The sequence below is a fragment of the Bradyrhizobium ivorense genome, assembly GCF_900696085.1.
Classification (GTDB): domain Bacteria; phylum Pseudomonadota; class Alphaproteobacteria; order Rhizobiales; family Xanthobacteraceae; genus Bradyrhizobium; species Bradyrhizobium ivorense.
The window spans coordinates 12,838-25,937 of record NZ_CAADFC020000016.1 but is presented as its reverse complement, the minus strand read 5'-3'; the positions used below and the strand labels follow the sequence as shown (position 1 = coordinate 25,937).

16 protein-coding genes are annotated in these 13,100 nt (G+C 66.0%); 9 read left to right on the top strand and 7 right to left on the bottom strand.

Annotated features, from left to right (window positions below; translation table 11 throughout):
• Positions 1-20: 20 nt before the first annotated feature.
• Positions 21-1,523, bottom strand: a complete 1,503-nt coding sequence (locus CI41S_RS19920; protein WP_139861231.1) for a replicative DNA helicase — start codon at positions 1,521-1,523, stop codon at positions 21-23.
• 291 nt (positions 1,524-1,814) lie between these two features.
• Positions 1,815-1,937 carry a hypothetical protein gene (locus CI41S_RS45015; protein ID WP_256436635.1) on the bottom strand — a complete coding sequence of 41 codons (123 nt, stop codon included), beginning with the start codon at positions 1,935-1,937 and terminating at the stop codon, positions 1,815-1,817.
• A 34-nt stretch (positions 1,938-1,971) separates the two neighbouring features.
• Between CI41S_RS45015 and CI41S_RS19915 the strand changes: the two genes are divergently transcribed.
• Entirely contained in the window at positions 1,972-2,292 is a 321-nt protein-coding gene (locus CI41S_RS19915) for a hypothetical protein (protein WP_244626607.1), read from the top strand.
• A 23-nt stretch (positions 2,293-2,315) separates the two neighbouring features.
• Here the strand turns inward: CI41S_RS19915 and CI41S_RS19910 are convergent, their stop codons facing one another.
• Positions 2,316-3,569 (bottom strand): cyclopropane fatty acid synthase, encoded by a 1,254-nt coding sequence (locus CI41S_RS19910; protein ID WP_139482987.1) that lies wholly within the window; start codon positions 3,567-3,569, stop codon positions 2,316-2,318.
• 259 nt (positions 3,570-3,828) lie between these two features.
• On the opposite strand from CI41S_RS19910, the gene CI41S_RS19905 reads away from it, so the two are divergent.
• The 3 genes from CI41S_RS19905 to CI41S_RS19895 all read left to right on the top strand — a co-directional run bounded on the left by CI41S_RS19905 (position 3,829) and on the right by CI41S_RS19895 (position 5,994).
• Entirely contained in the window at positions 3,829-4,839 is a 1,011-nt protein-coding gene (locus tag CI41S_RS19905) for a prolipoprotein diacylglyceryl transferase (protein ID WP_139861230.1), read from the top strand.
• Between the two features lie 91 nt (positions 4,840-4,930).
• The gene (locus CI41S_RS19900; RefSeq protein ID WP_139861229.1) at positions 4,931-5,536 is read left to right on the top strand and encodes a TetR/AcrR family transcriptional regulator; all 606 of its coding nucleotides are present in this window, start codon (positions 4,931-4,933) and stop codon (positions 5,534-5,536) included.
• On the top strand, positions 5,533-5,994 hold the full coding sequence (locus tag CI41S_RS19895) for a PaaI family thioesterase (protein WP_139861228.1): 462 nt from the start codon (positions 5,533-5,535) through the stop codon (positions 5,992-5,994). Before CI41S_RS19900 ends, CI41S_RS19895 begins: the two co-directional genes overlap by 4 nt.
• 35 nt (positions 5,995-6,029) lie before the next feature.
• Here the strand turns inward: CI41S_RS19895 and rplI are convergent, their stop codons facing one another.
• The 4 genes from rplI to rpsF form a co-directional block, all read right to left on the bottom strand.
• Positions 6,030-6,632, bottom strand: a complete 603-nt coding sequence (rplI, locus tag CI41S_RS19890) for a 50S ribosomal protein L9 (protein WP_139482983.1) — start codon at positions 6,630-6,632, stop codon at positions 6,030-6,032.
• 51 nt (positions 6,633-6,683) lie between these two features.
• The gene (locus CI41S_RS19885) at positions 6,684-7,652 is read right to left on the bottom strand and encodes a hypothetical protein (protein ID WP_139861227.1); all 969 of its coding nucleotides are present in this window, start codon (positions 7,650-7,652) and stop codon (positions 6,684-6,686) included.
• Between the two features lie 139 nt (positions 7,653-7,791).
• Positions 7,792-8,031: a 30S ribosomal protein S18 gene (rpsR, locus tag CI41S_RS19880; RefSeq protein WP_016844287.1), complete on the bottom strand. Its 240-nt coding sequence runs from the start codon at positions 8,029-8,031 to the stop codon at positions 7,792-7,794.
• A 6-nt stretch (positions 8,032-8,037) separates the two neighbouring features.
• Positions 8,038-8,511 (bottom strand): 30S ribosomal protein S6, encoded by a 474-nt coding sequence (gene rpsF / locus CI41S_RS19875; RefSeq protein ID WP_139862068.1) that lies wholly within the window; start codon positions 8,509-8,511, stop codon positions 8,038-8,040.
• Positions 8,512-8,839: 328 nt separating this feature from the next.
• On the opposite strand from rpsF, the gene CI41S_RS19870 reads away from it, so the two are divergent.
• From CI41S_RS19870 to CI41S_RS19850, 5 genes are all read left to right on the top strand, one after another.
• Positions 8,840-9,550, top strand: coding sequence for a TetR/AcrR family transcriptional regulator C-terminal domain-containing protein (locus CI41S_RS19870; RefSeq protein ID WP_139482981.1), 711 nt, complete (start codon positions 8,840-8,842; stop codon positions 9,548-9,550).
• The gene (locus CI41S_RS19865; RefSeq protein ID WP_139861226.1) at positions 9,547-10,572 is read left to right on the top strand and encodes a fatty acid desaturase family protein; all 1,026 of its coding nucleotides are present in this window, start codon (positions 9,547-9,549) and stop codon (positions 10,570-10,572) included. The genes CI41S_RS19870 and CI41S_RS19865 overlap by 4 nt, the downstream gene beginning before the upstream one ends.
• A gap of 209 nt (positions 10,573-10,781) precedes the next feature.
• The gene (fabD, locus tag CI41S_RS19860; protein WP_139861225.1) at positions 10,782-11,735 is read left to right on the top strand and encodes an ACP S-malonyltransferase; all 954 of its coding nucleotides are present in this window, start codon (positions 10,782-10,784) and stop codon (positions 11,733-11,735) included.
• A gap of 20 nt (positions 11,736-11,755) precedes the next feature.
• A complete protein-coding gene (gene fabG, locus CI41S_RS19855; protein WP_139861224.1) occupies positions 11,756-12,493 on the top strand; it encodes a 3-oxoacyl-[acyl-carrier-protein] reductase in 738 nt (245 codons plus the stop codon).
• Between the two features lie 288 nt (positions 12,494-12,781).
• Entirely contained in the window at positions 12,782-13,021 is a 240-nt protein-coding gene (locus CI41S_RS19850) for an acyl carrier protein (RefSeq protein WP_139482977.1), read from the top strand.
• Positions 13,022-13,100: the final 79 nt, after the last annotated feature.

The following is a 13,100-nucleotide window of genomic DNA, read 5'->3' as shown; positions in this document are numbered from 1 at the left end:
CGTTCAACCGTGCCCCCTCATTAGTAACCGCGATCGGGAACCTGACCATCGGGCGCGAGATCGCCGAACCGGGTGACGCTCGCTTCGAAGTGCAGGTCGACGGTGCCGGTCGGGCCGTGGCGCTGCTTGCCGATGATGACTTCGGCCTTGCCGAGCGCCCGCTCCATTTCGGCCTGCCAGGTCGCGTGCTCGGGGGTGCCAGGCCGCGGCTCCTTGTTCTGGAGGTAGTATTCCTCGCGATACACGAACAGCACGACGTCGGCGTCCTGCTCGATCGAACCGGATTCGCGCAGGTCCGAGAGCTGCGGCCGCTTGTCGTCGCGGTTTTCGACCTGACGCGACAGCTGCGACAAGGCGATGATCGGAACGTTCAGCTCCTTGGCCAGCGCCTTCAGGTTGGTGGTGATCTCGGTGATTTCCTGGACGCGGTTGTCGGTGCCGCGCTTGCCGGAGCCCTGCAAGAGCTGGATGTAGTCGATCACGATCAGATCGAGGCCCTTCTGGCGCTTCAGCCGGCGGGCGCGCGCGGTGAGCTGCGAGATCGAGAGACCACCGGTTTCGTCGACATAGAACGGCAGCGATTGCAGCTCGATCGAGCAGTCGCGGATTTTCTCGAAATCCAGTTCCGAGATACCGCCGCGGCGGATCGAGCTCGAGGGGATGCCGGTGCGTTCGGCGAGAATACGGGTGGCGAGCTGTTCGCCGCTCATTTCGCAGGAGAAGAAGCCGACCGCGCCGCCGTTGACCGCCTTGGTGGTGCCGTCTGCCTGCACCTCGGGCACATAGGCCTTGGCGATGTTGTAGGCGATGTTGGTGGCGAGCGAGGTCTTGCCCATGCCGGGACGGCCGGCGAGGATGATGAGGTCGGACGGCTGCAGGCCGCCCATCTTGGTGTCGAGGTCGCGCAGGCCGGTCGAGATACCCGACAGCTTGCCGTCGCGCTGGAACGCCTTCGCCGCCATGTCGACCGCAATCGTCAGCGCCTGCGCGAAGCGCTGGAAGCCGCCGTCGTAGCGGCCGGTCTCGGCCAGCGAATAGAGCTGCCGCTCGGCATCCTCGATCTGCGCGCGCGGCGCAAAATCCACCGGCGCGTCGAAGGCGACGTTGACGATGTCTTCGCCGATCCGGATCAGGTCGCGGCGCAGGCTGAGGTCGTAGACGGTGCGCCCGTAATCCTGCGCGTTGATGATGGTGGTCGCTTCGGCGGCGAGCCGCGCGAGGTATTGGCCAACCGTCATGCCGCCGAGATCGGTATCGGCCGGCAGGAAGGTCTTCAATGTCACGGGGGTGGCGACCTTGCCCATCCGGATCAGCGAGGCCGCGGTCTCGTAGATCGTTTGGTGGATGGTCTCGAAGAAGTGCTTTGGCTCGAGGAAGTCGGAGACCCGGTAGAACGCGTCATTATTGACCAGGATCGCGCCCAGGAGGCTCTGCTCCGCTTCGATGTTGTGCGGTGCGCTCCGATAGGCCGGGCTTCCGGTGTCGGGGGCGAGCTTGTGGACGTTCGAATCAATCAAGGCCATGGACGAGCTTATTCTTCTGATTTCGTCGTTACTGCGATTTTCGGGTGCGGGGCGGCGATCAAGCGCCAGCTCGTCACGAATCGAAAGGACGGATCTGCCTTATGCACGATTCACACAACGCGGTGTGTGAATCCGGGACGGCCGGATGCATTCCGCTTGACGGGTTGTGTCCGAAATCCGGCGCGGTGTCGGCCGGTCAGCGATGGCGTTGGCAAAACTTCGACGCAGCCTGAACCTTTTGCAGGGCCGGTGGACCCATCCAATGGTGCGGCGGTTGTTGGCGTCGGTTCCTCAGACCAGAATGAGGAAGGCAAGGGCGATGAGGGCAGCCACCACACCGGTTGCAATCAGGGCGTAGTCGGTCGCGATATCGCGTTGTGGGTCCAACATCGTCGGGTGCGTTTCTCGGGTCATTCCGGACCACTACGACAGACTGGAACGGACCTCTGTGAAGCAGGTCACACGCGCCGCATTTTCTTTGCGGCATGGTCACGGGAACGACCGGACGGTTTCCGGGTTGTCTCCGCTCAGGGAAGATACGGCGCAGATGGCAGGAGAGTTTCAGACATCGCGATATCAGCTCGGCCGGGCCAGTGGCCTCGACCGGCGCTGGCTCGTGGACCTGATCGATGCCATGGAGCAGGCGGCCTCTCCCGAGGTCCGCGAGATTCCCTGCGATCCCTGGCTGGTCGCCGCTACGTCGGCCCATCTGGCGCGTCCTGCAGCCAGCTTCGCCCATTGCGGGTCGGCCTACAACCTGCGCAACTAGCCAGGTTCAGATATCGATCGGGATTACTCGCCGGCGAGCTGGAGCCGGGGCTTGGCGGCGTTGGCTTCCTTGCGCCGCAGCCGGGCTTCCTCACCGCCGATATAGTCGCGGGTGATCGGCACGACACCCTGGCGCTTGGTGAGCTGCAGCTGGAAGTTCATCATGTTCTGCATCCGGAACGACATCTCCGACGCCGCCAGATAGAACTCCCACATCCGGGCGAAGGCCTCGTCGTAGAGCCGGACGGCCTCCTCGCGCCGCGCCATGAAGCGGTCGCGCCAGGCCTTCAGCGTCTCGGCGTAGTGCAGCCGCAGAATCTCCATGTCGCAGATCAAGAGGCCGGCCTTCTCGATCGCCGGCATGACCTCGGACAGCGCCGGGATGTAGCCGCCGGGAAAGATGTACTTCCTGATCCAGGGGCTGGTGACGTCCGGGCCGGTCGAGCGGCCGATCGAATGCAGCATCATGACGCCATCGTCGCTGAGCAGCTCGGCGCAGCGCTTGAAGAAGGTTTCGTAGAACGCCACCCCGACATGCTCGAACATCCCGACCGAGACGATGCGGTCGAACGGGCCGGGGATGTCGCGGTAATCCTGCAACAGGAAGCGCGCCGACCGCGTCAGGTTCCGCTCGGCGGCGCGGGCGTTGGAAATCTGCAACTGCTCGGTCGACAGGGTCACACCGGTGACGTCGGCGCCGGTCATCTCGGCGAGGTAGAGCCCAAGTCCGCCCCAGCCGGAACCGATGTCGAGGACGCGGTGGCCGGGCTTGATCAGCAGTTTTGCGGCGAGATGGCGCTTCTTGGCGAGCTGGGCATCGTCCAGGCTGGTATCCGGCGTCTCGAAATAGGCGCAGCTGTATTGCTTGTCGGCGTCGAGGAACAGCGAGTAGAGGCGACCGTCGAGATCGTAGTGGCGGGCGACGTTGCTCCTGGAACGGCCGCGCACGTTGAGCTGCTGGGCGCGCCGTCCAAGAAAGCGCAGCCATCCCTGCAATTTGGCGAAGTCCGGCAAGAACGGGCCCTGACCCATCAGCACCGCGAGCACATCGGCGATGCTGCCCTGTTCCACCACGAACGTTCCGTCCATGAAGGCTTCGCCGAGGTAGAGCTCGGGATCGAGCAGAATGCGGGCCTCGGCTGCCCTGGTGGCGAAACGCGCGGCAACCGGTATGCCGGTGCCGTCACCGCAGGCAAATGTCGCACCGCTCGCGGTCGTGAACGTGATCGAACCGCGACGGATAAAGCGCCCAAGGAAGTATCGCAACAATCGGTCCATCGAAACACCAACGGAGCGGCAAGCTGCAACCCGACACCACCGAAGCTGGAGAGCTTCAATGTGTCCCCAAAACGCAACATAAGCAGGGAATTGGAATGCACTATTGCGCTGGGGTCAAAGCCGATATTCCGAAATGTGACAATTCAGTGCAAGCGTCACGGATGCGCTTCCATTCGCGCCACAATCAGCTAAAAGGTCACCGCCGCCGCCGGACTTATGCGCGGGCGGCGACTTTTCCGATATCTGGAGACGTAAGGGAATGTTGAGCCGAGCCCTCAGTCTGGCGACGGTGACGCTTCTGATTGGCCTGATGGGCGGATCGGCGCATGCACAAAACCTCGAAGCCGGCAAAAGCCCGTCCCAGATCTTCGCCGGCACCTGCGCGGTGTGCCACAAGAGCCCGCGCGGCCTCCTGAAGTCGGTGCCGGCCGGCTCGCTGCCGAGTTTCCTGCGCCAGCACTACACGACGTCGAGCGACATGGCCGGCGTGCTGGCGTCCTTCCTGATCTCGAACGGCGCCAATGACCCGCGCTACCAGGCCAAGGATCACACCAGGGACTCTGCCAAGGGAGCCAAGGGGGCGCGGGATGGCCGCCAGGAGGCCAACCAGTCGCCGGAGCAGCCGGTGGAGCGTCCGAGCCGCCGGCAGCATCAGGGCGCTGCGCCGCAAGAAGCTGCAAGACCCGATGCCGATGGATTGACGCCGCAGCAGGGCGAGCATCCCGGTCGCCGCGGCAAGCGCATGGCGCGCCCGAGCGAGGCGTCCCCTGAGGGTGCCAGCCCCGAGACGCCGGCCGCGGGCGAGGGCAGGCCGTCGCGCCAGAAGCTCGGGCGTCGCGGCAAGCCCAGCGAGGAGCCGAAGGCCGACGAGGGCGCCAAGAACGAGGGCGCCAAGAGCGAGGCGCCCAAGAACGACTCCAATAAGAACGAATCCAATAAGAGCGAATCGAACAAGGACGATTCGAAGAGCCAGACCGCCAACACGTCCGCCAAGGGCGAGGACAAGCGCGAGGCCGAGAAGCCGGCGAAGCCCGTCGACCAGTCCGACAGCGCCAAGGTCGATGCGCCCAAGGAGAGCGTCGGCAGCGAGTCGGCCCCGCTGCGCTCCGATCCGGTTCCCCCGGTCACCCAGGCGCCTTCGGCCGCGCAGGCGCCTGAGCCGGCTGCGGCCCCGTCGCCGCCGCCGGTCACCGCCACCGCGCCGCCGCCTCCGCCGCCCCCGGCGGTCACCGGGCCGGTCGGACCGCCGCAGCCCCCGACCTCGAGGTAACTCGCTAATGGCCAGCGATCTCAGCCGGCACCGACGCTTGACCAATACTAGAGCAAAACTCTAGAGTAGACATCTAGTCAGGAGGAGGCCAGTGACCACAGCGCGGGACGATCTGCTGGCAGCGGGGCTCGCGGTGTTCGACCGCGACGGCTTTGAGGGCGCGACGGTGGCTGAGATCCGCTCCCGCGCCCGCGCCTCCAACGGCAGCTTCTTCCACTTTTTCGCCTCGAAGAAGGAGCTTGCCGGCACCCTGTTCCTGGAAATCCTGCAGAGCTACCACGCCGCGATCATCACCTCCGTCGACGAGGGCTGCGGCGCGCGCGAGGGCGTGGCGCGGCTGATCCGCGCCCATCTCGATTGGGTCGTGACCTTCAGGCGCGAGGCGCGCTTCCTGTTCGAGATTTCGCGTAGCGAGTGGGGCGAGGAGGTGCGCGGCGAGCAGCGTGCCCAGAACTCGCGGCTCGCCGAGGGCATCGAGCGCTGGCGTGCGCCGCTGCTCGCCCGCGGCGAATTGCTGCCGATGAGCGCGGTCTTGTTCTTCAGCCAGATCATCGGGCCGGCGCAGATCTTCTGCCGCGCCTATCTGTCGGGCCGCGACCGCAGCGATCCGCGCGAGCAAATGGAGACGCTGATCGCCTGCGCGATCCGCGCGGTGGTTGCACCCGGTGCGCAGGACCAGGCAGGAGGGACCTCATGAGCGAGACCGATCCGGACTTTGCGCCGATCGCGACACGGATCCGCGACAATGTCGGCCGCCAGGGGTTCATGGGCCATGTCGGCGCGGAATTGGCCGAGCTGTCGCGCGGCGCCTGCACGCTCGCGGTCGACCGGCGGCCCGAGCTGTTGCAGCAGCACGGCCTGTTTCACGGCGGGGTGACCGCGTTCCTGGTCGACAACGCCACCACGATTGCGGCGGCGACCTCGCGCGGCCAGCCGGCGCTGACCGCGGAATACAAGTTGAACCTGCTGTCGCCGGCATCGGGCGATCGCCTGATCTGCCGGGCGCGCGTGATCAAGCCGGGACGTCAGGTCGCGGTGGTCGCGGCCGACGTGTTCTGCGTGATCGATGGCAAGGAGAAGCACACGGCGACCGCGCTGGCGTCGATCGCGATGCTCGACGACACGCAGGCGGCACGAATCAAACGCCCGGCCTGATCGGCCGGGCTTGAGTTGGAGCGATGAAGAGGCGCTTACTTCTCTTCGGCGGCCGGGGCCGGCTCGGCCTCGTCGCCGTGCTGGGCTTCCGGATCGAAGAACTCGCCGGCGGCGGCCAGCGCCTCGGCGGCGGCGTCCTGGTCTTCCTGGCGGGTCGAGATGTCCTCGCCGCGCTTGATCCGCTCGGCCTCGTCGGCGGAGCGCGCCACCGTCACGGTGACGTTGGCCTCGACCTCGGGGTGCACGGCGATCGTGACCTTCTGCTGGCCGATCGCCTTGATCGGGGTGTCGAGCCAGACCTGCGGGCGCGAGACGGTAACGCCGTCGGCGGCCAGCGCAGCGACAATGTCGCGCACCGACACCGAGCCGAACAGCTGGCCGGATTCGGAGGCCTGGCGGATGATGACGATGTCGCGGCCGTCGATCTTCTCGGCGACCTTGGCGGCCTCACCCTTGGCCTTGATGTTGTTGGCCTCGAGCTCGGCTTTCATGCCGTCATACTTGGCGCGGTTGGCTTCGGTGGCGCGCAGCGCCTTGCCGCGCTTCAAGAGGAAATTGCGGGCGAACCCGTCACGGACGCGCACCACTTCGCCCATCTGGCCAAGCTTGGCGACACGCTCCAGCAGAATGACTTCCATTTTCGTTCTCCTTTAGATGCTAAGTATCAAGTTTCACTGGTTGATCTGATGTCAGGACGCCGGCAGCGGCGGCGGCCTGGTTTGCAGGAAGCGCTGCCGCAGTCCGAACAGGGCGTCGGCAATCCCGAGCGCGACCATCGCGATGATCGGCCAGCCGAACGCGGCGACGACGGTGTAGGCGCCGGCCAGCAAGAAGCCCCGGCTCGCCATCGACAGCGTTAGCGTGTGCAGGACGGCGAAGCCGATCAGCGCGTAGGCGATCATCAGCGCGGTGGTGACGATCTGCGCCAGGATGGCGACGATGCCGCCCACGAAGCTGAGCGCGATCGCCACCAGCAGCGCGACCAGCGTCATCGGCGGCAGCACGGTCGCGCGCAGCTCCGGCCACGGCCGGTTGAGCCGGCCCGACGTCAGCGTGACCTTGGCGGCGAGCCACAGGTTCAGCGTCAGCGTGACCATCGCGATGATGGTCGCCGCGATCGGTGCGACGATCACCAGCATGTCGGCGAACCGCTCGACATCGCCGATCGGCTGTGAGCTGGCACTGAGGACCTTGATCAGTCCGCGGCGCAGCGCGGCGGTAATCGTCTCGGCATCGGCGCCGAGCGTCAGCAGCGCGCCGGTGGTGGTGATGAAGGCGAAGACCGCGATCCAGACCAGGATGCGACCGACCGGATACCATTCGATCGCCGGCGGCACCTGCGCTGCGGTGTTGCCGGCAGGCATGGGGTCGACCGGCCGTCCGAGCAGCGCGAGATGGCCGAGCCACCAGCCGGGCAGGGCGACCATCACGGCGAAGGCGATCGAATAGGGAATTCCGAAGATCGCGCCAAGGGTCGCGGACGCGGCGATGCCGCCGACGGCGGCGGCGAGCGGTCCCCAGCCAAGCGCAGTGACCATCAGCGGCAGCGGTGCGAGATAGAACAACAGCAGCGAGACCAGCGCGCCCGAGATGATCGAGGCGAACATCAGCGCCGACGCGGCGCCGGCAGCAACTGCAATCATGAGCAACGCGATCATCAGCTGTCCCGCCCCCTTGAGCGGTTAGGGGTTCTGCCAGAAGAATCTGCCAGGAGAACCCCAACCATCGGCAACCGGACGACCCGGAAGCCTTATGAAGATGAACGGCCGGCGACGCGCGCCGCCGGCCGCAGAAAGCTTACCGGATAACGTAGGGCAAGAGGCCGAGGAACCGGGCGCGCTTGATGGCGCGGGCGAGTTCACGCTGCTTCTTGGCGGACACGGCCGTGATGCGGCTCGGCACGATCTTGCCGCGCTCGGAGACGTAACGCATCAGCAGCTTGGAATCCTTGTAGTCGATCTTCGGCGCATTCGCGCCCGTGAACGGGCAGGACTTGCGGCGACGGAAAAACGGACGGCGGGCACCAGCGTCAGCCATGATTCTTTACTCCTCGGTCGCTGCGTCTTCGTCGCGCGGACGGCGCGGGCCACGATCGCCGCGGAAGCCGCCGCCATCGCGATCACGGTCGCCACGGAAGCCGCCTTCGCGGTCGCCGCGGAAGCCACCGCCGCGGTCGTCACGCTCGCGGTCACGGTCGGCCTTGCGCATCATCGCCGACGGGCCTTCCTCGTGCTCTTCGACGCGCACGGTCAGATAGCGGATGACGTCTTCGTTGATCCGCTCCTGGCGCTCGATTTCGCTGACGACGGCCGACGGCGCGTCGATGTTCAGCAGCACGAAATGCGCCTTGCGGTTCTTGTTCATGCGGTAGGTGAGGGAGCGCACGCCCCAATTCTCGGTCTTGGTGACCTTGCCGCCGCCCTGTTCGACGATACCCGTCATCTGGGCGGTCAGTTCTTCCACCTGCTGGGTGCTCGCGTCCTGACGCGCGAGGAAGACATGCTCGTAAAGAGGCATGGGTGTCCTTTCCTGTGTTGGCGCGGTTTCCGGCGACAAGCCCTTCGAGACCTTCGGAAAGGACTCGAGCTGCTCAGAAGGCGGGAGCACGGGACGACGGGCCGACTGGCCCTGCCACATCAAAATCAACGGGTGAATTTGCTGAGACCGTCCGTTCAGCTCCCGGCCGGAGCCCACGAATGGGGCGCGTTATACGGATTTTGGCTGCGAAGGCAAGGGTTCTCGGCCTGGCTATTTCGCGAGGATATGGGGCCGGACGGTTACCTTGGCGCATTTCGCGGTTGATTTCTTTGTTTGTATATCATACAAATATCAGGGGAGGACGATCATGGGTTCGGAGACCGCAACCGGGATGCCAGCGCCCGATCCAAAGCACACCGTCCGCGCGACGCGGTCGGCGGGGCGTAAGATGCGCTCTCTTCTGCTCGACGCCGCAAGCCGGCTGTTCAAGGAGCGCGGGCTCTCCGGCACGTCGATCTCCGACATCGCCGCCGCTGCCGACGCCTTCCCGAGCCAGATCACCTATTACTTCCGCACCAAGGAGGCGCTGTTCGTCGAAGCCGCCTGCCGCGACATGCTTTATCTCGCCCGCGCGACCGAGCAGGCCGCGCTCAAGGCGCACACGCCGCGCGACTACACGCATGCGCTGGCCGAGACGGTGACGGCCACGGATTCGGTTGCGTTCTTCGCCGAGGCGCTGACGCTGACGCGGCGCCGGCAGGATCTCGCACCGCTGGTCGAGCGCACCATCGAGCGGCTGCACGGCGAGGGCACGCGCGCCTATGCCGCTCAGGTCGAGCGCCACGGCTGGCGCACACTGCGCGCGCCCGAGGAGAGCTCGCGGCGGTTCTGGGCGGTCGCGATCGGCGTGATCGTCGAAGGTTTTGCGATGGGCCGCGCAGCCGGGGAAATGTGCGGCGAGTTGCTGCGCGCGCTTGGCGAGCAGGCAACGGCAACAGCGGCCAATGACGCGACGCGCCTGCGCGTGGTCGCTGATCGCAACATTTCATCCGCCACAGACGGGGAGACAGGCTCATGACCGCACTGCGCATGCGTGCTCGCGATTTCCTCACCGACGATGAACTGATTGCGGTCCGCCAACGCATGACCTGGAAGGGCATCGCGCTGATTGCGCATGCCTGGGCGCTGATCCTGGGCGCGATCGCGCTGGTGGCGTGGTGGCCCAATCCGCTGACTTATCTGCTCGCGGTCGCGATCATCGGCTCGCGCCAGCTCGGACTGGCGATCCTGATGCATGACGGCGCGCATGGCTGCCTGTCGGCGGACGAAAAGACCAACCTGTTTCTGAGCCAGTGGTTCTGCGCCTATCCGACCTTCGCCGAGACCCGCAGCTATCGCCGCTATCATCTGCAGCATCATGCGCGGACGCAGCAGGAGGACGATCCCGACCTCGTGCTGTCGGCACCGTTCCCGATCACGCGGCTGAGCTATCGCCGCAAATTCTTCCGCGATATCACCGGACAGACCGGCTACCAGCAGCGCAGGGCGCAACTGCTCAACGCGCTCGGGCCGAGCGAATGGCCGCTGTCGCGGCGCGCCGAACATTTCTGGGCAAAGCTCGGACCGCAATGCGTGGCCAACGCCGTGCTGTTCGCGGGCCTCGCAGCGGCCGGCGTGTGGTGGGCCTATCCGCTGTTGTGGCTGGTGCCGCTGCTGACCTGGATGATGGTGATCACCCGCATCCGCAACATCGCCGAACATGCGGTGGTGCCGGACTCGTCCGATCCGCTGCGCAACACCCGCACCACGCGCGCCAACTTCCTCGAGCGGCTGTTCATCGCGCCCTATTACGTGAACTACCATCTCGAGCATCATTTGCTGTTCTATGTGCCCTGCTACAACCTGCCGCGCGTCCACCGCATCCTCAGCCGGAGCCGCTATGCCGACCGGATGGAGGTGCAGCCGGGCTATTCCGCCGTGCTGCGGCTGGCCACCGCGCGGCCGGACCGCGAGGACCGGCCGGGGCAACTCGTCAACAGTGCGCGCCGGAGCCGGGCCGGCGCCAAGGTTAATGCCGACCAGAATGCCGGCGGGTTCTAGCCCAGGTTCTCTCTCCGGCCCGGCCCGGCATCCCCAGGGGTTCCGCCGGCGCGGCTTGACATAGCCTTCATCAGTGTCTTACGGCCCCGGTCCAGGGCATGATCCGGATCCGCCGGGGGCGCGACTGCGCGAGGCGGGTACCGTTGCCCCTCCCGCCAAGCGCGCGGCGCTTGCGGGCAGATCACGCTCAACAAGGTAGGGAGCCGCCGATGACGGCAGCATTCACGTTTCCCGGGCAGGGCTCGCAGGCGGTCGGCATGGGCAAGGCCCTGGCCGAGGCCTTTCCGGCGGCGAAGGCGGTGTTCGACGAGGTCGATGCGGCGCTCGGCGAGAAGCTGACCGCGATCATCTGGGACGGCCCGGGCGAGACGCTGCAGCTCACCGAAAATGCCCAGCCGGCCCTGATGGCGGTCTCGATCGCGACCATGCGCGTGCTGGAGAGCGAGGCCGGCTTCTCGGCCGGCCGTGACGCGGCGTTCGTCGCCGGCCACTCGCTCGGCGAGTATTCGGCGCTGGCCGCGGCCGGCAGCCTGAGCGTCAGCGACGCGGCGCGGCTGCTGCGCACCCGCGGCCGTGCGATGCAGAAGGCCGTGCCGGTCGGCGCCGGTGCGATGGCGGCGCTGCTCGGCCTCGACTACGAGACCGCGGTGGCGGTCGCCAGCGAGGCGGCGCAGGGCGAGGTGTGCCAGGCCGCCAACGACAATGGCGGCGGGCAGGTCGTGGTGTCCGGCGACAAGGCCGCGGTCGATCGCGCCGTCGAGATCGCGAAAGCCAAAGGCGCCAAGCGCGCGATGCTGCTGCCGGTGTCGGCGCCGTTCCACTGCAAGCTGATGCAGCCGGCGGCCGATGCGATGGCCGAGGCGCTGTCCGGCGTCACCATCAAGGCGCCGGCGTCGCCACTGGTCGCCAATGTGCTGGCGTCCGCTATCTCAGATCCCGACGAGATCCGCCGCCGTCTGATCGAGCAGGTCACCGGCACCGTTCGCTGGCGCGAGTCGGTTGCCTATATGGCAGGGCAGGGCGTGACCCGGTTCTTCGAGATCGGCGCCGGCAAGGTGCTGAGCGGGCTGGTCAAGCGCATCGCGGACGGCGCGGTCGGCGTGTCGGTCGGCGGCCCCAACGATATTGCTGCGGCCAAGGAAGCGCTGGCCGCTTCGGCGTAAGCAGCCGGAAGGAGAGTTCGATGTTTGATCTGACAGGCAGGACGGCGCTGGTCACCGGCGCGACCGGAGGCATCGGCGGCGCGATCGCGCAGGCGCTGCATGCCCAAGGTGCAACGGTGGCGATTTCGGGCACGCGGCGCGAGGTGCTGGACGGCTTTGCCGCCAAGCTCGGCGAGCGCGTGCATGTGCTGCCGTGCAATCTTTCCAGCAAGGACGACGTCGAGGCGCTGGTGCCCGCGGCGGAAGCGGCGATGGGGCAGGTCGACATTCTCGTCGCCAATGCCGGCATCACCCGCGACAATCTGTTCGTGCAGCTGCGCGACGAGGATTGGGACGACGTCATCGCCGTCAACCTCACCGCAACGTTCCGCCTCGCGCGCGCCGCGACCAAGCTGATGATGCGCAAGCGCTTCGGCCGCATCATCGCCATCACGTCGATCGTCGGCGTCACCGGTAATCCGGGGCAGGGCAACTACACCGCATCGAAGGCCGGCATCATCGGCCTGATCAAGACGCTCGGCGCCGAATATGCCAAGCGGGGCGTGACCGCCAATTGCATCGCGCCGGGCTTCATCAAGACGCCGATGACCGACGCGCTCAACGACAAGCAGCGCGAATCCATCCTGGCGAAGGTTCCTGCGGCGCGGCTCGGAACGCCCGAGGATATCGCGGCGGCGGCGGTCTATCTGGCCTCCAACGAGGCCGGGTACGTCACCGGACAGACGATTCACGTCAATGGCGGAATGGCCATGATCTGAGCTGCTTACTGGCTCTTGCAATGCGGCGAAAAGCCGTTTTCCGGAGCCAGTTCAGGCGTGTAGTCAAGGCTTTGGAAGTATGATAGCTGAACCCCCACGGATGGGCTTAAGAACGCCATTGCAGGATTTTGAAACCCTGTATATTGGCGTGGCGACGCCTGCCGTTCGCCGGGGCTTAGTCGGCTACGACCGGGCCGAATCAAGACTATGCGCGATTGAGGAATCGAGACGACCACGATGGCTCGTATCGTCTTGGGGTCGGGTCCAATGGAACAACGAGGTTGAACGATGAGTGAGATTGGCGAGCGGGTTAAGAAGATTGTGGTCGAACACCTTGGTGTCGAGCCCGACAAGGTGGTCGATAGCGCCAGCTTCATCGATGACCTCGGCGCCGACAGCCTCGACACAGTCGAGCTCGTGATGGCTTTTGAAGAAGAGTTCGGTTGCGAGATTCCCGACGATGCGGCGGAAACGATTCTGACCGTCGGCGACGCGACCAAGTTTCTCGAGAAGAACGCGAAGAGCTGACGCCATTCGCGTCAAATTGACGGAGCCGGACGGACTGTGGTCGAACGGTCCCCCGGTTTCTTATTATTGCCCGCTGACT

Coding starts and splice junctions, on each gene's coding strand:
- rpsR (WP_016844287.1), bottom strand. CDS start 8,031: ATGGCTGACGCTGGTGCCCGCCGTCCGTTTTTCCGTCGCCGCAAGTCC.
- CI41S_RS19850 (WP_139482977.1), top strand. CDS start 12,782: ATGAGTGAGATTGGCGAGCGGGTTAAGAAGATTGTGGTCGAACACCTT.
- CI41S_RS19865 (WP_139861226.1), top strand. CDS start 9,547: ATGACCGCACTGCGCATGCGTGCTCGCGATTTCCTCACCGACGATGAA.
- rpsF (WP_139862068.1), bottom strand. CDS start 8,511: ATGCCTCTTTACGAGCATGTCTTCCTCGCGCGTCAGGACGCGAGCACC.
- fabD (WP_139861225.1), top strand. CDS start 10,782: ATGACGGCAGCATTCACGTTTCCCGGGCAGGGCTCGCAGGCGGTCGGC.
- CI41S_RS19920 (WP_139861231.1), bottom strand. CDS start 1,523: ATGGCCTTGATTGATTCGAACGTCCACAAGCTCGCCCCCGACACCGGA.
- CI41S_RS19895 (WP_139861228.1), top strand. CDS start 5,533: ATGAGCGAGACCGATCCGGACTTTGCGCCGATCGCGACACGGATCCGC.
- fabG (WP_139861224.1), top strand. CDS start 11,756: ATGTTTGATCTGACAGGCAGGACGGCGCTGGTCACCGGCGCGACCGGA.
- CI41S_RS19885 (WP_139861227.1), bottom strand. CDS start 7,652: ATGATCGCGTTGCTCATGATTGCAGTTGCTGCCGGCGCCGCGTCGGCG.
- CI41S_RS19910 (WP_139482987.1), bottom strand. CDS start 3,569: ATGGACCGATTGTTGCGATACTTCCTTGGGCGCTTTATCCGTCGCGGT.
- CI41S_RS45015 (WP_256436635.1), bottom strand. CDS start 1,937: ATGACCCGAGAAACGCACCCGACGATGTTGGACCCACAACGCGATATC.
- CI41S_RS19870 (WP_139482981.1), top strand. CDS start 8,840: ATGGGTTCGGAGACCGCAACCGGGATGCCAGCGCCCGATCCAAAGCAC.
- CI41S_RS19905 (WP_139861230.1), top strand. CDS start 3,829: ATGTTGAGCCGAGCCCTCAGTCTGGCGACGGTGACGCTTCTGATTGGC.
- rplI (WP_139482983.1), bottom strand. CDS start 6,632: ATGGAAGTCATTCTGCTGGAGCGTGTCGCCAAGCTTGGCCAGATGGGC.